Below are 18,312 nucleotides of genomic sequence, written 5' to 3'. Positions count from 1 at the left end.
GCGCTCCGCTAAGAACACTGGTCAACACAGGGAGTCACCGTGGCCACCAGGCCCCCGATCGGCATGCCGAAGCTATCCCGTCGTGCGAAGATCCTTCTCAGTATCGCCGGTGTGATCATCCTGGTGCTGATCGTCGGGGCACGGCTCCTCGATACCTACGTCGACTGGCTGTGGTACGGCGAGGTCGACTTCCGGTCCGTCTTCACCAAGATGCTCGTCACCAGGATCATCCTGTTCTTCGCACTGGGCCTGCTCGTCGGCGGACTCCTGGCGGTGAGCCTCGCGATCGCCTACCGGTCGCGGCCCGTCTTCGTGCCCGTCTCCGGCACCGACGACCCGCTCGCGCGCTACCGGTCGACCATCGTGGGACGGGTGCGGCTGTTCGGCATCGGCATCCCGCTCGTCGTCGGCGCCATCGCGGGCGCGGCAGGCCAGGGCGACTGGCAGCCGGTGCAGCTGATGCTCAACGCGGTCCCGTTCGGCGAGACCGACCCCGAGTTCAACAAGGACATCGGCTTCTACGCCTTCACCCTGCCGTTCATCAGCTGGCTCATCACGTGGCTGTTCGTCGCCATCGCGATAGCGGGTATCGGCGCGCTGATCACCCACTACATCTTCGGCGGCATCCGCCTCGGCGTTAAGGGCGACAACTTCTCCGTGCCCGCGCGGGTGCAGCTGTCCGTCACGGCGGGCCTGTTCGTCGTCATCCTCGCCGTCGACTACTTCTTCGAACGATACGAACTTCTCTTCTCCACCCGTAACTCCCTTTTCGACGGCGCCACCTACACCGACCTCAACGCGGTCCTGCCAGCCAAGCTGATCCTGATGTTCATCGCGGGGTTCTGCGCCATCGCGTTCTTCGTCGGCGCGTTCGTCCGAAATCTTCAGCTGCCGGCCATCGCGATCGTGCTGCTCATCCTGTCCAGCATCCTCGTCGGCTGGGCGTGGCCGACCGTGCTGCAGCAGTTCTCCGTCAAGCCGAACGAGGCGGCCAAGGAAGCCAAGTCGATCGACAGGAACATCGCGGCCACCCAGTACGCGTTCGGCATCGGCGACGACAAGGTCAAGTTCACCGACTACGCGGGCGACGCCTCGGTCACGCCCGCCACCGAGGACAAGGTCCTCAACGACACGGGCACCGTCCCCAACATCCGCCTGCTCGACCCCAGCATCCTGTCCCGCACCTTCACCCAGCGCGAGGGCGGCGAGAACTTCTACGGCTTCTCGTCCAAGCTCGACATCGACCGCTACAAGGTCAACGGTGACGTGCAGGACTACATCGTCGCCGCACGCGAGCTGGACTCGTCCCGGCTGGTCGACAACCAGACGTCGTGGATCAACAAGCACCTCGTCTACACCCACGGCAACGGCTTCGTCGCCGCGCCGGCCAACCGCATCAACCGCGCCTACACAGAGGAGAGCGGCGCCGGCAGCGGCGAAGGCGGCTACCCGGTCTTCACCGTGAGCGACCTGCAGGCGCTCAAGAGCGGCCAGAAGATGGACATCCCGGTCAAGGAACCGCGGATCTACTACGGCGAGCTCGCCACCGACTACGCGATCGTCAACGCGCGCGGCGAGTACGACACCTCCATCGACCAGGACTACCGCTACAACGGCAAGGGCGGTGTGCCCGTCGACGGCTGGTTCAACCGGCTCGTCTTCTACGCGCACTACGGTGAGCCCAACATCCTCTTCAACGGGGACATCGGCGCGGGCTCGAAGATCATGTACGACCGTGACCCCCGCACCCGCGTGAGCAAGGTCGCGCCGTGGCTGACCGTCGACGGCGACCCGTACCCGGCAGTCGTGGACGGTCGCATCAAGTGGATCGTCGACGGTTACACCACGCTCGAGAACTTCCCGTACGCGCAGCGCACCCCGCTCGGTGAGGCCACCTCCGACACGCTGACCGGTGTGGCACGGCAGGAGAACCGGGACATCAGCTACATCCGGAACTCCGTCAAGGCCACCGTCGACGCGTTCGACGGCACGGTGACCCTCTACTCGATCGACGACAACGACCCGGTGCTCAAGGCGTGGGAGAAGATCTTCCCGGGCACCGTCAAGCACGGCGAGATCTCGCAGTCGCTCCGGGAACACTTCCGCTACCCGGAGGACCTGTTCAAGGTGCAGCGCGACCTGCTCTCGCAGTACCACGTGACCGGCAAGGACCGTGCCGCGCAGTTCTTCTCCACCCGGACGTTCTGGGACGTGCCGCCGGACCCGACGGGCGGCAACAACGAGGGCGCGGCGACACCGAACCAGCCGCCGTACTACGTGCTCGCGCAGGCGCCGGGTGAGTCCCAGCCGACCTTCCAGCTCACCAGCGCGATGACGTTGCTGAACAGGCAGTTCCTCGCCGCCTGGGTGTCGGTGTCATCCGATCCGGACGACTACGGGCAGTTCAGGGTCCTCCGACTACCGACGCAGGACCAACCCAAGGGTCCGGTCCAGGTGCAGAACGAGTTCGAGACCACCGACCAGGTGACCGAGAACAGAACGCTGTTCCAGAACCCGAACGTCAACGTCAGATACGGGAACCTGCTGACGTTGCCCGTGGCGGGCGGTCTGCTCTACGTGGAACCGATCTACATCGAGCAGAAGGACGAGAACGCCTTCCCCCAGCTCGCGAGGGTCCTCGTGTACTTCGGCGGCAGGGTCGGGTTCGACTCGACGCTGGAGGGTGCGCTGAAGGAGGCGTTCGACAGCAGTCAGGGCGGTGACCAGCCACCACCGGACAACGGGAGCCAGCCGGACACGAGTACGACGACCACGCCGCCACCGAGTAGCGGCACCACACCGCCACCTGACAGCGGCGGTACGAACCCGGCACTCGACTCGGCGGTCGCGGCCATGGGCAAGGCCCTGGACGACCTGAGCGCGGCGCAGAAGAGCGGTGACTTCGCTGCCCAGGGCAACGCGCTCGCCGCGCTGCAGAAGGCCATCACCGACTACAACAACGCGAAGGCCAACCAGCCGGCAGGCGGCTGACCACCGACCGAATACGCGGTCTTCCCGGAGCCCGGGGAGGCCGCGTTTTCGTCTGTCGGGGCCGCGTTTGCCGAACGCAAGTTTCCGAAACGTAAAAAGCACGGTCGCCCCTGATGAGGGGGACCGTGCTTCTCAGCTCGGGGCACCGACGCAATCGCGACAGCGGTCGGGGAGAGCCTTTATCCACTGTGGACGAAATGTGCGCCGTGACACCGTGACGAACGATGTCATTTTGGCGGGCTGTCGAGCGCGGCTCCCGTCCGCGCTCGCCAGCCGTTCAGCTCTTCTTCGCGCGAGTCCGCCGCTTCGGGGCGGCCTTGGCGGTCGCCTTCGCCTTGGTCTCGGCCTGGGCCTCCTTGTAGGCCTCGACCACGTGCGATGGGATACGGCCCCGGCCTGCGAGCTCGTAGCCGTTCTCCAGCGCCCACTCCCGGATCTGACCGGCCTCCCCCGAGCTGGCCGCCTTGCCCGACTGGGCGGGTCGCGTGCCGCGCTTGACCCGTCCACCCGTGCGCCGCGCGGAGTCGACGAACTCCTGGACGCTTTCCCGCAGCCGCTCGGCGTTGGCTTCCGAGAGGTCGATCTCGTAGCTCACGCCGTCCAGGCCGAACAGGACCGTGGAAACGTCCTGCGAACTGGTGCCGTCCAGATCATCGACGAGCTGTACCAATACCTTCTGCGCCATCTGGCTGCTCTCCCTTGGACGCTGATGGACACGACATACGTGCACACCCGTTGGTTTGTGACGGCACACTAGCAAATAGGAACGCGAAGTATGAAACGAACCGGCGTTCCGGGCTCTGTCCGAACACGACTCGGGCACTCGTGCGCGCGTTTTCGAAGTTCGCATTCATATTTCGAAGCCGTCGCATTTCAGGTCTGTCCACTTCGGAGCGCCGGCTGTGACGTGGGGCACGGAGAGGGTCCGAGGTCGCGGCGTGCGGGCGAAATGTGAATTCGCTACGTGCCTGTGGAGGGTCGAATAGCAGAAGGCCCCTGTCCGTGGTGTCGGACAGGGGCCTTCTGGTGTGGTAGCGGGGACAGGATTCGAACCTGCGACCTCTGGGTTATGAGCCCAGCGAGCTACCGAGCTGCTCCACCCCGCGTTGTTGTTATGTGCAGAACTATACAACGGGTTTGAGAGGGGTTTCCACCGGGGGGTCATATGCACTCTGACCTGCGGGAACGTGCCGGTTCGGGGTGTCGGGGACCAACGCGGGAGGACCGAGGCCGCGCTACGGGCCCTGGCGAGCTGGGTGGTTGTGCCCGGCTGCCACCTCCGCCGGCCACTGGATGTCGGTGCTCGCCCGTAGCGTTGAAACCGGGGGCCCCAGGTGCACGAATGGGACTCTCGCTCGGGATGGGTGGGTGGTCTTGCCGCCGGTTGCCGCTTGTGCGGCCCGGACCGTCGGTGCTCCCGCGTAGCGTTGAAACCGGGGGACCCCCTGGTGCACGAGTGGGACTCTCGCTCGGGTTCGGTGGGTGAATCGGCGGGGAAGGTGTCGCGGTTGCCGGGGTGGGTGGGCTGCCGGGTGGGTCGGTTGCCGGGGTGAGTGGACTCGGGTGTCGGCCGGGTGGGCCGGGAGGCCTGTGGGGCCAGTCTCGGGGTGGGATCGGGCCTGCCGAGTCGTGCCGGATGGGCCGCGTTGTCGGTCAGGTCGGGGGGTCCGGGTCGGATGGGCACCTCACAGTCCGAGTTGGTCGGGTCGGGCCGTTCGGTGTGGGTCTCGGCGGGGCTTCGGGTTGGTTGGGGCCGGGGGTTGGCGGCGTTATGGATCCCGCCGTCCGCATTTGAGTGGAAGATTGCTCGCACTTGGGTGGGGGATTGGTCGCCCGTGGGAGAGGCTTTGGCAGGCGCCGTTCGCTGTTCGCGGAGGTCTGAACCACTCGGATGGCCGAGATCAGTCTCACCCGGATGGATCGAGTCTCTCCGGGTGACGCGGTGATCTCGGGGTGGAGTGTCGATTCCGGAAGTCTCGACCTGACGCGGATTTGGTATTCCCGATTTCCGGTCTCCCGTGGACTCGGCGCCCAGTAGGCTGTTTGGCGGCACGGTGATCTGCCGCTTGGCTTCATTCCGTTGTGCACACGGCGCCTGCATGTGCAGTTGGACGTGCCCGGACTGTCCACCTTGTCGTCCACACAGGACTCTTCCGGTCGTCGGGTCCGCTGTGGTGGACCGGATCCGTCGCGAGCGGAGCATTCACTTCTGGCCGTACGCACATCTTTACCCGGATGGAGTAGCGCTATTTTTCGCACTGATCCGGCGCCTCGGAACGGCCGGGGAAGTCCAAAATGTGCGTAGGGATCGAGGGCTGATTCGACGCTCCCGGCGGCCCGCTGAAGTCTCCCCTGGCCTGGGGATTCCACCGTTTCCCCTGGTACGGGCCCTGTCCGGCGAGGTGGTTCGCGCTGCGAAGGATTCGTTGGCTCCCTTGGGGATCGACGCTCGGCCGCTTACTGTGCGACTGGAACACGGCTCAACAGCCCGCCAAATGGCCTACTAGCCACAGTGGACAGATGCTCGGCCACTGTGGACACCGCCGTCCATTCGTGGCACGGTGGTAAGGTGTCTGAACTGAATGCAACCGCGGCTGCCCTCTTGGGGCTGCTGCACGAAGGTCCGGCTACTGGTGGGCAATTGGTCTCGGCTGCCCGTGATCGATTTGGGTCGTTCTTCAGCGTCACTCGGAGTCAGGTTTACCGCGAGCTCCCCGCACTCGCCGACGCCGGCCTCGTCCGGCTCGGCAAGCAGGGGCCGCGGTCCAGCCAGCAGTACCTGGTGACGGCTGCGGGCAAGAAGGCGTTCAAGGCGTGGCTCGGTAGCGAGCCCGGTCCCGACCACCTCCGCAGCCCGCTGATCCTCCGTCTCGTCCACGCGGACGCCCTGACGGCGAAGCAGCGAGCGGCGCTCATCGAGTCGGCCAAGAAGGTCTACTCCGATGAGCACGAGGCGGCCAAGACCGCGGCGAAGACCGCCGACGGGGCCTACTCGAAGGCGATCGCGGAGTTCGGTGTGGCTCGCGCGCGGGCAGTGCTCAAACTGCTCGACTCCATTCCGACCTCCTGAAACACCTCGCCTGAGGCGAACGGCGTGCGGGTTCACGGTAGATTCATGACGTGAACCCGGACGTCGCGGCTGACATCAAGGAACTGTCCGACACCCTCGCCAGCGTCGAGGCGGTGACGGACCTGGACGCTGTGCGTGCCCAGATCGACGATCTGGAGCAGCAGGCGGCCCGTCCGGACCTGTGGGACGACCCGGAGTCGGCACAGAAGGTCACGAGTCAGCTCTCGCACAAGCAGAGCGAGCTGCGACGCATAGAGGAACTGCGTCAGCGCCTCGATGACCTCGGCGTGCTCTACGAGCTCGCGGAGGAGGAAGGCGCCGACGGCGCTGACGCACGCGCCGAGGCGGACACGGAGCGTGACCGTCTCCATGCCGACATCGCGTCCATCGAAGTCCGCACGCTGCTCTCCGGCGACTACGACGAGCGCGACGCGATCGTCACCATCCGTTCCGAGGCAGGCGGGGTCGACGCGGCCGACTGGGCGGAGATGCTGCTGCGCATGTACCTGCGCTGGGCGGAGCGCCACGGCTACTCCACCGAGGTCTACGACACCTCCTACGCGGAAGAGGCCGGCATCAAGTCCGCCACCTTCAAGGTCGACGCGCCCTACGCCTACGGCACGCTGTCCGTCGAGCAGGGCACGCACCGCCTCGTCCGCATCTCCCCCTTCGACAACCAGGGACGCAGGCAGACATCGTTCGCGGGCGTCGAGGTCCTGCCGTTCGTCGAGGCCGTCGACCACGTCGACATCCCGGAGAAGGACATCCGCATCGACGTGTTCCGGTCCTCCGGTCCCGGCGGGCAGAGCGTGAACACGACCGACTCCGCCGTGCGCATCACGCACCTGGCGACGGGGATCGTGGTGTCCTGCCAGAACGAGAAGTCGCAGATCCAGAACAAGGCCGCCGCCATGCGGGTCCTCCAGGCGAAGCTGCTCGAGCGCAAGCGCCAGGAGGAGCGCGCGGAAATGGACGCGCTCAAGGGTGACGGCGGGTCCTCGTGGGGCAACCAGATGCGTTCCTACGTGCTGCACCCCTACCAGATGGTGAAGGACCTGCGGACCGAGTACGAGGTCGGCAACCCGTCCAGCGTCCTCGACGGGGAGATCGACGGTTTCCTCGAGGCCGGCATCCGGTGGCGGCGGACACAGTCGACCGCCTCGTAGTCCTCCGGCACCTGTCCGTGGTGGTCAGGCGACTGTGCGCGGTCGGTGATCTTCGCTGGTCACGAGGTGGGGCTCCCAAGGCAACAGGTCGATAACGGTCGGAGGTACACTCTCGCCTCGTGATCCGGCTCGAGCACGTTTCGAAGGTGTACAAGACCTCAACGCGTCCAGCGTTGGAGGACGTAACTGTCGAGATGGACAAGGGTGAGTTCGTCTTCCTCATCGGCGCGTCCGGGTCAGGAAAGTCGACATTCCTTCGCCTGTTGCTGCGTGAGGAAGTGCCCACCAAGGGCCGTGTCTACGTGGCGAACTTCGACGTCGTCCGGATGTCCCGGCGCAGGGTCCCCCGCCTGCGCCAGTCCATCGGCTGCGTTTTCCAGGACTTCCGGCTGCTGCACAACAAGACCGTCGCGGAGAACGTCGCCTTCGCGCTCGAGGTCATCGGCAAGCCGCGCAACACCATCCGCAAAGTGGTTCCCGAGGTCCTGGAACTCGTGGGGCTCGAGGGCAAGGCCAACCGGATGCCGCACGAGCTGTCGGGTGGTGAGCAGCAGCGCGTCGCCATCGCGCGGGCGTTCGTGAACCGGCCCCTGATGCTGCTCGCCGACGAGCCGACCGGAAACCTCGACCCTGACACCAGCCAGGACATCATGCTGCTGCTGGAGCGGATCAACCGCACCGGCACGACCGTGCTGATGGCGACCCACGACCACTCGATCGTCGACTCCATGCGGCGCCGGGTCGTCGAGCTGTCCCTCGGCCAGGTCGTGCGCGACGACTCACGTGGGGTCTACGGCGTAGGCCGTTAGCAGGACACCCCGCACCAACCCCGCCCTCCCGACCACAAGGACGCCTTCCCCCGATGCGTGCCAGCTTCGTTTTCAGCGAGGTCCTCACCGGCCTCCGCCGGAACGTGACGATGACCGTCGCGATGATCCTCACCACGATGGTCTCGCTCCTTCTGCTCGGGGGCGGCCTCCTGGTTGTGCGGATGATCGACAAGACCCAGGCCGTCTACGAGGACAAGCTGCAGGTGCAGGTCTACCTGACCGACGACATCTCAGCGAACGACAAGAGCTGTGCCGAGGACCCCTGCTCGGGTCTGCGCACCGCCCTCGAGAACAACCCGGCCGTCGAGACCGTCACCTACGAGAACCGCGACGCCGCCTACAAGCGGTTCACCGAGATCTTCTCCTCACAGCCCGAGCTGCTGAAGCTCGCCAGGCCGCAGGCCCTCCCGGCCTCGTTCAACGTCAAGCTGTACAACCCCGACCGGCCCGACGTGATCAAGCAGACCTTCACGGGCCGGGTGGGCGTCGACTCCGTCGCGGACCAGAGCGAGTTCCTCGACAGGTTCTTCGACGCACTCAACGGTGTCCGGAACCTGACGTTCGTGGTCGCGCTCATCCAGGCCGTCGCCGCGTTGCTGCTGATCTCCAACACCGTCCAGGTCTCGGCGTTCACCAGGCGGACAGAAGTCGGCATCATGCGCCTGGTCGGCGCGACCCGCTGGTACACCCAGCTGCCGTTCCTCCTGGAGGCGGTGGTCGCGGGTGTCATCGGCGCGGTGCTGGCGATCGGTCTGCTGGTCCTCGCCAAGCTCTGGTTCCTCGACAAGCTGCTGGCCGGACCGTTCTCCGCGGGTGTGATCAGACCGATCGAGGGCATCGACATCCTGCTGATCTCCCCGTGGCTGTTGCTGACGGCGATCGGCATCTCCGCGATCACCGGCTACGTGACGCTACGTCTGTACGTGCGCCAGTAAAACGGCGTGCGTGCACACGTAGAGTTGTCACCATGTCGAAGGAACGTGGCCAGAAGGCGATCGCGCAGAACCGCAAGGCGCGGCACGACTACACGATCCTGGACACCTACGAGGCCGGGATCGCGCTGATGGGGACCGAGGTCAAGTCGCTGCGCCTCGGCCGGGCGTCGCTGGTTGACGCGTTCGCCACGGTCGACAACGGCGAGGTGTGGCTGCGCAACCTCCACATCCCGGAGTACGTGCTCGGCACGTGGACCAACCACACGCCGCGCCGCACCCGCAAGCTCCTGCTGCACCGGAACGAGATCGAGCGCCTCATCGGCAAGACGCGGGAGGGCGGCCTGTCGCTGGTGCCGCTGTCCCTGTACTTCAAGGACGGCAAGGTCAAGGTCGAGCTAGCGCTCGGCAAGGGCAAGAAGGAGTACGACAAGAGGCAGTCGCTCGCCAAGCGGGACGCGCAGCGCGAGATCTCGCGCGCGCACGGGCGGGCGCTCAAGGGGCGGTATTGATCCCCGAGTCCGACCAGGAGGTCCCGGCGTTCACCTCGGCGCTGGGCCTCCCCGGACTGGCCGACCTGCACGTCCACTTCCTGCCGGAACAGGTGCAGCGCAAGGTCTGGGCCTTCTTCGACCGGGCGAGTGCCGAGTACGGCACCGAGTGGCCCATCAACTACCGGCTGCCGCAGGACGACCGCCTCGCCATCCTGCGTGACCTGGGCGTACGTCACTTCGCGCCGCTCGTCTACCCGCACAAGCCGGACATGGCCGCGTGGCTCAACGAGTGGGTCCGCGACTTCGCCGCACAGACCCCCGAAGCCGTGCCGACCGCCACCTTCTTCGCGGAGCCCGGCGTGGACGACTACGTGCGGCAGGCCCTTGACCTGGGCGTTCGATGTGTGAAGTCCCACATCCAGGTCGGCGGCTACGACCCGCGCGACCCGCTGCTCGACCCCGTCTGGGGACAGCTCGCCGAGGCGGGGGTGCCGGTCGTCATCCACTGCGGACACGGCCCGGTGCCCGGCAAGTTCACCGGCCTCGACGTCTTCGAGGACGTCCTGCGGCACAACCCCCGGCTCGTGGCGGTGCTCGCACACGCGGGCGCACCCGACCACGGCCTGGCACTCGACCTGCTCGACCGGTACCCGAACGCGCACCTGGACACCACCATGGTGGGAGTCCCGTTCAACAGTGCTGACGCCCTGCTGCCCGACGACTGGGCCGCTCGCCTGGCCGGGGCCGCCGACCGGGTGGCGCTCGGCACCGACTTCCCCAACATCCCCTACGACTACGCCACCCAGCTGCGCGCCATCGCGGGCTGGGCAGCCGCCGACGACCGGCTGGGCGAGCCGTTCCTGCGTGCTGTGCTGTGGGACACGCCCCGGCGCCTGCTCGCTGTCGGCGAACAGCAATAGGAAACAACCAGGCCACTCCCGGGGTTGAGTAGGACAGACTCAACTTTGGAGGGTGAACTCATGGCAGAGTCGCTGACGCTCCCGGTGCTGCCGCTGGACGACACGGTGCTCCTGCCGGGGATGGTCGTGCCGATTCGCATGGCCGGCACCGACGGGACCGAGGTCCGCGCCGCGGTGGAGGCCGCGCGGGCGGTCGCCGAGGGGGACAAGCCACGCGTGGCGCTGGTGCCGCGCCTTGACGGGAAGTACTCGCGGTACGGGGTGCTCGGCGTCGTCGAGCAGGTCGGCCGCATGCCGGGCGGTGACATGGCCGCCGTGGTCCGCGGCACCGAGCGCGTACGCATCGGGGCGGGCACCACGGGCCCGGGTGCCGCACTGTGGGTCGAGGCCGAGGTGACCGACGAGGCGCCCGTGACCGACCGCACGCGTGAGCTGGCCAAGGACTACAAGGCGCTGGTCATCACCATGCTGCAGGAGCGTGGTGCGTGGCAGGTCGTCGACTCGGTGCAGTCCGAGGGTGACCCGTCCGCGCTCGCCGACCTGGCCGGCTACGCGCCCTACTTCGACAACGACCAGAAGCTGTGGCTGCTCGAGACGGTCGACGTGACCGAGCGGCTGGGCAAGCTGCTCGAGTGGACCCGCGAGCACCTCGCCGAGCTGGACGTCGCGGAGACCATCCGCAAGGACGTGCAGGAAGGCATGGAGAAGCAGCAGCGGGAGTTCCTGCTGCGCCAGCAGCTGACGGCCATCCGCAAGGAGCTGTCCGACCTGGACGGCAAGCCGGAGACCGAGGAGCAGGACTACCGCGCCCGCGTCGAGGCCGCCGACCTGCCGGAGAAGGTGCGGGAGGCCGCGCTGACCGAGGTCGACAAGCTGGAACGCACCTCGGACCAGTCACCTGAGGTCGGCTGGATCCGGACCTGGCTCGACACCGTGCTCGAGCTGCCGTGGAACACGCGGACCGACGACGCCTACGACATCAAGGGCGCGCGGGAGATCCTCGACGCCGACCACGCGGGGCTCGACGACGTGAAGGAACGCATCATCGAGTACCTGGCGGTGCGCAAGCGCCGTGAGGAGCGGGGTCTGGGTGTCGTGGGCGGTCGGCGCAGCGGTGCCGTGCTGGCGCTCGCCGGTCCTCCCGGGGTCGGCAAGACGTCGCTGGGTGAGTCGGTCGCGCGTGCCATGGGCCGCAAGTTCGTGCGTGTCGCCCTCGGCGGCGTCCGCGACGAGGCCGAGATCCGCGGCCACCGGCGCACCTACGTCGGCGCGCTGCCGGGCCGCATCGTCCGCGCCATCTCCGAGGCGGGCTCGATGAACCCGGTCGTGCTGCTCGACGAGATCGACAAGGTCGGCTCCGACTACCGGGGCGACCCCACCGCGGCACTGCTCGAGGTCCTGGACCCGGCGCAGAACCACACGTTCCGTGACCACTACCTCGAGGTCGAGCTGGACCTGTCCGACGTGGTGTTCCTCGCGACCGCCAACGTCATCGACTCCATCCCGGCCCCGCTGCTCGACCGCATGGAGCTGGTCACGCTCGACGGCTACACCGAGGACGAGAAGGTCGTCATCGCCCGCGACCACCTGCTGCCCCGGCAGCTGGAACGCGCGGGGCTGGGTGCCGACGAGGTCACGCTGACCGACGACACGCTGCGGCTGATGGCAGGGGAGTACACAAGGGAGGCAGGCGTCCGACAGCTGGAGCGGGCGATCGCACGCGTACTGCGCAAGATCACCGCGTCGCTGTCGCTCGGCTCGGCGTCACTGCCGCTGACTGTGGACACCGGTTCGCTGAGGACCTACCTCGGCCAGCCGAAGTTCACGCCGGAGTCCGCGGAACGCACCGCGGTGCCGGGTGTCGCGACCGGCCTCGCCGTGACAGGTGCGGGCGGGGACGTGCTGTTCGTCGAGGCGTCCGTGGCGTCGAAGGACTCCGGCGCGACCGGGGTGACGCTGACCGGACAGCTCGGCGACGTGATGAAGGAGTCGGCACAGATCGCGCTGTCGTACCTGCGGTCGCACGGCGCCGACCTGGAGGTCCCGGTGTCGTCGCTCGCGGAGCAGGGCGTGCACATCCACGTGCCGGCCGGTGCGGTGCCCAAGGACGGCCCGTCGGCGGGCGTGACGATGACGACCGCGCTGGCGTCGCTGCTGTCCGGTCGTCCGGTGCGGTCGGACGTCGCGATGACCGGTGAGGTGTCGCTGACCGGACGGGTCCTGCCGATCGGTGGGGTGAAGCAGAAGCTGCTCGCCGCACACCGCGCGGGCATCACGACGATCGTGCTGCCCAAGCGGAACGAGCCGGACCTCGACGACGTGCCCGCGTCGGTGCTGGAGGAGCTGACCGTCCACCTGGCGACGGACGTGCGTGAGGTGCTGGACGTGGCACTCGCGCCGGTGTCCGCCGCCGCGACGGTCGCCGCCTGACGGTTCCCGGGAGAAGGGCCCTCATCCCGGTGAGGGCCCTTCTCCGCTGTGGACCCAGCGTTGGTAGGCGTCCAGGTCGACGTTGCCGCCGCAGATGACGGTGACGACGTGACGCCCGGCGAAACGGTCAGGGTCCTCCAGAACGGCGGCGACACCGAGGGCCGCTGACGGCTCGACGACCAGGCCCGCGTGCTCCAGGAGCATCCGCATGCCCGCGATGATCGACGACTCGCGGACGAGCACGGCGTCGTCGGCGACCGCGAGGAGGTCGTCGAGGACCTCCGGGATGGGGTACCGGCCGGCGACGCCGTCGGCGATGGTGTCGGCCGACTCGGTGGTGACGACGTGGCGCGCGTGCCAGGAGCGGGTCATCGCCGGTGCACCGAGGGGCTGCACGCAGATCACCTCGACGCCAGGGGCCAGTGTCCTCAGGACGTGACCGACTCCGGTGGCCATCGCACCCCCACCCAGGGCGATCAGGACGCTGTCGAAGGTGGATGCCTCGGCCAGCTCCAGACCGATCGTCGCGGCACCCTCGCAGGTCTCGATGTCCAGGCTGTCCTCGACCAGCCGGATGCCGCGCTGCCCCGCGATGTCCGCGGCTCGGGCGCGTGCCAGCTCGAAGTCGCCGTCCGCCAGTTCCAGCTCCGCACCCAGTGCGCGGATCCGGTCGAGCTTGGCGGCAGGTGCCCGCCGCGACGCCACGACCGTCACGTCGAGCCCACGGCGGCGGCCCGACCAACCGAGCGCCTGCCCGAGGTTGCCGGCACTGGCGCACACCACGGCGTTCTCGCCGCGTTCGGCCAGCAGGCTCGCGACGAGCTCGGTACCCCGCGCCTTGAAGCTGCGGACCGGGTTCGCCGTCTCGAGCTTGACGCTGACCGTGCAACCGAGCACGCGACCCAGGGCATCGCACTGGTACAGCGGGGTTCCCAGGAACACCGGATCGATCATGTCGCGGGCCGCGTGGATCCGGCCGAGATCAAGCCGCGTCTCGAGCACGTCGCGACCATACACACGTGTGACACCTGTGGGTCGAGTGTCTCGTCAAGATCGGCTGCCGCTACGGTGTGGATCTTCCGAATCCTCGAGATTGCCTGGGGGCAATGACATGAAGGTTGTTCGGCGCCTGTGTGCGCTGATGTTGGGACCGGCCGCGGTCGTCATGATGTCCGGCGCGGCGGTGGCCTCGCCGGCTTCCGAGGCGGTCGACCTGCCGGACGGGATGACGGCGAGCTACGCGGTGTTCGACCGGGAGACGGGTGCGTCGTGGGGACACGACGTGCACAAGCAGTACCGGTCCGCGTCGGTGGTGAAGTTGTTCATCGCGTTGGACTACCTGGAGTCCCACGGTCCCGAGTACGTGATCCCGCCAGAGGATCTGGCTCTCCTGGAGCCGATGCTGCGGTCCAGCGACGACGACGCGGCCAGCGTGCTGTGGGTGCGTGACGGTTGGGAGCAGATCGTCGTCCGGATGGCCGCCGAGATCGGCCTGCCGGACACCGCACCGCCTGCCGAACGCGGGAAGTGGGGCTACACCGCGATCAGTGCGGCCGACGTCGTGCGGACGTACCAGTACATCCTGACCGAGGCCCACCCGAACTACCGGGACTTCATCATGGGCAACCTGTACCAGGCCACGAGGTGTGCTGCCGACACGTTCGACCAGTCGTTCGGGATCCCGAGCGCACTGCCGGGCGCGTGGGCCTACAAGCAGGGGTGGTCCGGGTTCGGTGCGGCGCCGGCTCCTGGTGAGGAGTGCGTGGAGCAGAGCCAGGTCGTGCCGGACACCCAGGAGGTGCGGGACGCGATCGCCGCGGTCAACCGCGACCACGCCCGATCGAAGACCGCTCCGGACATCGACCTGACCAGCCGGGCCATGCACACCACCGGCACGGACGACGAGAAGATCGTGGTCGTACTGACACTCGAGCCGACGACGCTGTCCTGGCAGGACTCGGCCGACCGCATCACCGACCTGGCAGAAGCCGTGTACGACGGCGACTCCGACGGACTCTGACCAAAGAGGACCCACAGCCCTGCCGGTTGTCCGTAGGCGCCCAGGTCGATCCACCGTGAGGCGGACCGACCTGGGCGCCCGGCGCTGCGGGAGATTCCCTCACCTGGGTTTGACGAACCATTCGCGGGCCGTGGCGCGGAGGGTGTCCGTCTCCGGAAGCGGATCGCTCGACGCCCAGGCGACATAGGAATCGGGGCGGAGCAGGAGTGCGGTGGCGTCCGTGTCCGCCTTGGCGTGCACGGTCTCGACCCCGTCGATGACCAGGTCGCCGGCGTCGGTGAGGTCGACGAGCAGTGGTTTCGCGTCGCGCACCAACTCGGCGAGGCGGATCGTGCCGTCGGCAGTCCGCAGGTCCAGGTCGGGAGCGGGCCAGCCGGAGAGTGGGTGGGCGTTGCCGCCGACGGGGTAGCGGACGTCCGCCCCGGCGACCATGTCGGCGATGGTCCTGACGGTGTCCCGATGCGTGAGCAGTTCGCCGAACAGGGTGCGAAGCGAGTTGACCTCCTCCCCGGGTGCGAGGAGCGCGGAGATGGCCTGCGCGTAGGTGATCGTCCGCTCGGCGACGGGGCGGCGCTCGGTCTCGTAGGTGTCCAGGACGTCCACCTTGCCGGTGAGCGCCGCGGCGAGTTTCCAACCGAGGTTCATCGCGTCCTGCATACCCGTGTTGAGCCCGGTGCCACCGGCGGCGAACACGTGCGCGGCGTCGCCGACGAGGAACACCCGGCCGTCCCGGTAACGCTCGGCGACGCGAGTGTTGCCGCCACGCAGGCGGCGCAGCACGTGTGGACCGTCCCCTGGCGGCGGTCCGACCGGGACGTCGACGCCGAGCACGCGGGTGATGCTGGCACGCATCTCCTGGAGCGTCATGGGTTCACGGGACTCCGGCTCGTCCCACTCGGTGGTGGCGACCAGCACGGGACGGCCGGGCATCGGCGCGTAGGTGAAGCCGCCGTGGTCGGTGCGGACGGGCAGGAACGGCAGGACGGGTCCGTGGCCGGGAACGTCGAGCGCACCGCTGGTCGCGTCGAGCATGTCGGCCGGAACGGTGACGTGTGCGTGCCGGCTGGTGGTCCGATCGCGCGTGACACCGGGAAACCCGACGCCAGTGGCCTTGCGGACGGAACTGGAGGCGCCGTCCGCGCCGACGAGGTATCGTGTGCGCAGCTCGTAGTTCTCGTCGGGCGTGCGGACGGAGACCGTGACACCGTCCGCGTCCTGGACGAGGCCGGCGAACTCATGTCCGCGCCGGATCTCCGCGCCCAGTTCCCGTGCTCGTTCTTCCAGCACCCGCACGGTCTTCACCTCCGGCACCCCAAGGTTGTAGACGGGGCTGTCGTCGAGGACGCTGAGGTCGAGCGGGAACGCGGCGAACATGAAGTAGGCGTTGTTGGGCACGGGTGGTCCGGGCTGGCCGCCGAGGCGTTCGTACAGACCCCGGCGGTCGACCATCCGCACGACCTGCCCGACGAGCCCGTTGGACTTCGGCTCGGTGCTGGGTGCGGCGAGCCGTTCGAGCACGACCGGCCGCACACCCCCGAGGGCCAACTCGCAGGCGAGCATCAACCCGTTGGGCCCACCACCGATGATGACGACGTCCATTGGCTTTCCCCACTCTGTCATCGCGGCTCGGGCAACCCGGCGCGAATCTGGTCGAACACGTCCCGCAACAGGTCCACGAGGGACCCGGACGGGTGCTGGACCCAGCGCGTCATAGCGGTGCCGAGCCCGGCACTGACCACGGAGGCGACGATCTGGGGGTAGAGGTCGGTGACGGCGGTCCCTGTTCGTGCGGCGATGGCGGCGGTCAGCTGGTCCTGTGCCATGGCGTGGGCGCGGAACACCTCGTGCTGGATCGCTGGCTCGGCAAGGAGTTTCCGCAGCCCGGCCGTAGGTCGGTCACCGGTGGCCTCGAACTAGGTGAGTACCGAGTTGACGACCGCGTCCCAGAGCGGCTCGCTGGTGGGGCGCTCCCGCAACGCGTCGGCCATCCGCCGCGCCCGCTCGACGTGCGTGGCCACCACGGCCTCGGCCTTGCTGCCGAAGTAGTTGCGAAAGGTCCGCTCGGACACGTTCACGGCGGCGGCGATGTCCTCGACGGTGACGTTGTCCCAGCCGCGCTCCACGGCGAGCCGGATGGTGGCGTGGCTCAACGCGAGGCGGGTCTCCCGCTTCTTACGCTCCCGCAGCCCGAGCTCCGGCATGGACTCACCATACAGAAAATTGCCAAAGTGGCAATATTTCCACTCTGGCAAGGTTTCGGGTAAGCCTGGACACGGGACGCCTGGGCCGACTGGTGCGGTCGACTGGGGATTTGTGTGGCGTCGGCTGCGGGCTTGTCTCAGTGTCGCGTGAACTGGTGTAGGGCGTCGAGCACGGCCGGGGCGGGGTGTTCGGGTGGTTGGTGTCGTGGAGAAGGTGGTCCACTCCGGGCAGTGGTATCCGGCCCGGTCGGCCGACGTGCGCGCGACCTAGGGCAACGGTCAGAGCGTCGGTTGTGGCGCAGGGGACTTGGACGTCGTTCGTGCCGCAGGTCAGCAGCACGCTGGTCCCTGGCCGTAGGGTTGCGGCGGTGTCCGGTGGATAGACGTCGTCGTCGCTGTCCACGAACCGGCTGCTCTGCCCTTGGAAGGCCGTGAAGAGCTGCGCGAGAGCGGGCGGTAGGTCGGTGGTGTCGATGGGCCTGTGTTCGCGCAGGGCGGTGACGGCGGCGTCGGTCGCCGTGTCGATCGTGTGTTGCTGCTCTGGGGTGAACTGGCCCTGCTGGGCCGCTTCGGCGGTCTGGGCGTGTAGTTGCAGCGCGACCAGGTCCAGCAGGCGGATCGCTTGCGGTTGCAGCAGGGCCAGACCGGCTGGGCGCGGGTGGACGGTGCCGCCGAGTACCAGCGCCGTCATGGCGCCCTCGCTGTGGCCGACGATCAGCAGCGCGTGCGAGTCGGCCTCGGGCTGTTCGCGCAGCACCTCGTAAGCGGCCGCGGCCTGACGCACGAACGCCGGGTAGTCCAGTGCTGCGGGGTGGTCGCGGTAGGCGCCGAGTCCGGTGTGGCCCGTGCCGTACTTGTCGAACCGCAGCGTGACGACCCGGTCGCCGTCGAGCGCGCCGGCCACCTGCGCCAGGGTGTTCGGGGAGGCGGTCGGCTGGTTGCCGTCGCGGTCGGTGGGGCCGCTGCCGGGCAGCAGCAGGGCGGCGCGCAGGCGGTGCCCTGCCCGGTGGGCGGGAACGTGCAGGGTGCCGTAGGTCGTCGTCCCGTCGACGGTGAAGACGATCTCGCGGTCGGCGGCGGGCACGAGGCAGGGTGTCGGCTCGGCCGGGGTGGCGGTCATCGCGACCAGCGACATCGCGACCGCGGCAAAGTGGGGGAACATCGGCTCAGCGCAGGGCGTTCTCGACCAGCGTCACGGTCGTGCGTGGATCGTCGACCTGGAGGACCAGGCGGGTGTAGCGCTCGTCGGCGAGTTCGA

Annotated in this window: 15 protein-coding genes and 1 tRNA gene; 9 read left to right on the top strand and 7 right to left on the bottom strand. The window is 68.1% G+C overall.

Annotation, left to right across the window (positions count from 1 at the left end; translation table 11 throughout):
• Positions 1–39 precede the first annotated feature (39 nt).
• The gene (locus CLV71_RS46485; RefSeq protein WP_133909388.1) at positions 40–2,991 is read left to right on the top strand and encodes a UPF0182 family protein; all 2,952 of its coding nucleotides are present in this window, start codon (positions 40–42) and stop codon (positions 2,989–2,991) included.
• Positions 2,992–3,268: 277 nt separating this feature from the next.
• On the opposite strand, the gene CLV71_RS46480 is transcribed toward CLV71_RS46485, so the two are convergent.
• Positions 3,269–3,676 carry a histone-like nucleoid-structuring protein Lsr2 gene (locus CLV71_RS46480; protein WP_133909387.1) on the bottom strand — a complete coding sequence of 136 codons (408 nt, stop codon included), beginning with the start codon at positions 3,674–3,676 and terminating at the stop codon, positions 3,269–3,271.
• Between the two features lie 344 nt (positions 3,677–4,020).
• Positions 4,021–4,097 (bottom strand) — tRNA-Met (locus tag CLV71_RS46475).
• Between the two features lie 1,463 nt (positions 4,098–5,560).
• On the opposite strand from CLV71_RS46475, the gene CLV71_RS46470 reads away from it, so the two are divergent.
• The 7 genes from CLV71_RS46470 (at position 5,561) to lon (ending at position 12,833) form a co-directional block, all read left to right on the top strand.
• Complete coding sequence (locus CLV71_RS46470; RefSeq protein WP_133909410.1) at positions 5,561–6,061, top strand: PadR family transcriptional regulator; 501 nt, start codon at positions 5,561–5,563, stop codon at positions 6,059–6,061.
• Positions 6,062–6,111: 50 nt separating this feature from the next.
• Positions 6,112–7,227, top strand: coding sequence for a peptide chain release factor 2 (gene prfB / locus CLV71_RS46465; protein ID WP_133909386.1), 1,116 nt, complete (start codon positions 6,112–6,114; stop codon positions 7,225–7,227).
• A 119-nt stretch (positions 7,228–7,346) separates the two neighbouring features.
• Positions 7,347–8,036, top strand: coding sequence for a cell division ATP-binding protein FtsE (ftsE, locus tag CLV71_RS46460; RefSeq protein WP_133909385.1), 690 nt, complete (start codon positions 7,347–7,349; stop codon positions 8,034–8,036).
• Between the two features lie 53 nt (positions 8,037–8,089).
• On the top strand, positions 8,090–8,992 hold the full coding sequence (gene ftsX, locus CLV71_RS46455; protein ID WP_133909384.1) for a permease-like cell division protein FtsX: 903 nt from the start codon (positions 8,090–8,092) through the stop codon (positions 8,990–8,992).
• Positions 8,993–9,024: 32 nt separating this feature from the next.
• The gene (smpB, locus tag CLV71_RS46450; protein ID WP_133909383.1) at positions 9,025–9,501 is read left to right on the top strand and encodes an SsrA-binding protein SmpB; all 477 of its coding nucleotides are present in this window, start codon (positions 9,025–9,027) and stop codon (positions 9,499–9,501) included.
• A complete protein-coding gene (locus CLV71_RS46445; protein WP_133909382.1) occupies positions 9,498–10,403 on the top strand; it encodes an amidohydrolase family protein in 906 nt (301 codons plus the stop codon). Before smpB ends, CLV71_RS46445 begins: the two co-directional genes overlap by 4 nt.
• A 60-nt stretch (positions 10,404–10,463) precedes the next feature.
• Positions 10,464–12,833, top strand: coding sequence for an endopeptidase La (lon, locus tag CLV71_RS46440; RefSeq protein ID WP_133909381.1), 2,370 nt, complete (start codon positions 10,464–10,466; stop codon positions 12,831–12,833).
• Positions 12,834–12,854: 21 nt separating this feature from the next.
• On the opposite strand, the gene CLV71_RS46435 is transcribed toward lon, so the two are convergent.
• The gene (locus CLV71_RS46435) at positions 12,855–13,835 is read right to left on the bottom strand and encodes a threonine ammonia-lyase (protein WP_133909380.1); all 981 of its coding nucleotides are present in this window, start codon (positions 13,833–13,835) and stop codon (positions 12,855–12,857) included.
• A gap of 109 nt (positions 13,836–13,944) precedes the next feature.
• On the opposite strand from CLV71_RS46435, the gene CLV71_RS46430 reads away from it, so the two are divergent.
• Positions 13,945–14,853: a serine hydrolase gene (locus CLV71_RS46430; protein WP_243867521.1), complete on the top strand. Its 909-nt coding sequence runs from the start codon at positions 13,945–13,947 to the stop codon at positions 14,851–14,853.
• 99 nt (positions 14,854–14,952) lie between these two features.
• Here the strand turns inward: CLV71_RS46430 and CLV71_RS46425 are convergent, their stop codons facing one another.
• The 4 genes from CLV71_RS46425 to CLV71_RS46415 are packed head-to-tail and all read right to left on the bottom strand — an operon-like array spanning position 14,953 to position 18,189.
• Positions 14,953–16,452 (bottom strand): FAD-dependent monooxygenase, encoded by a 1,500-nt coding sequence (locus tag CLV71_RS46425; protein WP_133909379.1) that lies wholly within the window; start codon positions 16,450–16,452, stop codon positions 14,953–14,955.
• Positions 16,453–16,469: 17 nt separating this feature from the next.
• Positions 16,470–16,733: an acyl-CoA-like ligand-binding transcription factor gene (locus CLV71_RS50545; protein ID WP_341771729.1), complete on the bottom strand. Its 264-nt coding sequence runs from the start codon at positions 16,731–16,733 to the stop codon at positions 16,470–16,472.
• A gap of 33 nt (positions 16,734–16,766) precedes the next feature.
• Entirely contained in the window at positions 16,767–17,054 is a 288-nt protein-coding gene (locus CLV71_RS50540) for a TetR/AcrR family transcriptional regulator (RefSeq protein ID WP_341771728.1), read from the bottom strand.
• 4 nt (positions 17,055–17,058) lie between these two features.
• Entirely contained in the window at positions 17,059–18,189 is a 1,131-nt protein-coding gene (locus CLV71_RS46415) for an alpha/beta fold hydrolase (protein ID WP_208298065.1), read from the bottom strand.
• Positions 18,190–18,312: the final 123 nt, after the last annotated feature.

Origin of the sequence: Actinophytocola oryzae (assembly GCF_004364325.1) — a bacterium.
Taxonomy (GTDB): domain Bacteria; phylum Actinomycetota; class Actinomycetes; order Mycobacteriales; family Pseudonocardiaceae; genus Actinophytocola; species Actinophytocola oryzae.
This window is presented reverse-complemented; position numbering and strand designations above follow the sequence as displayed.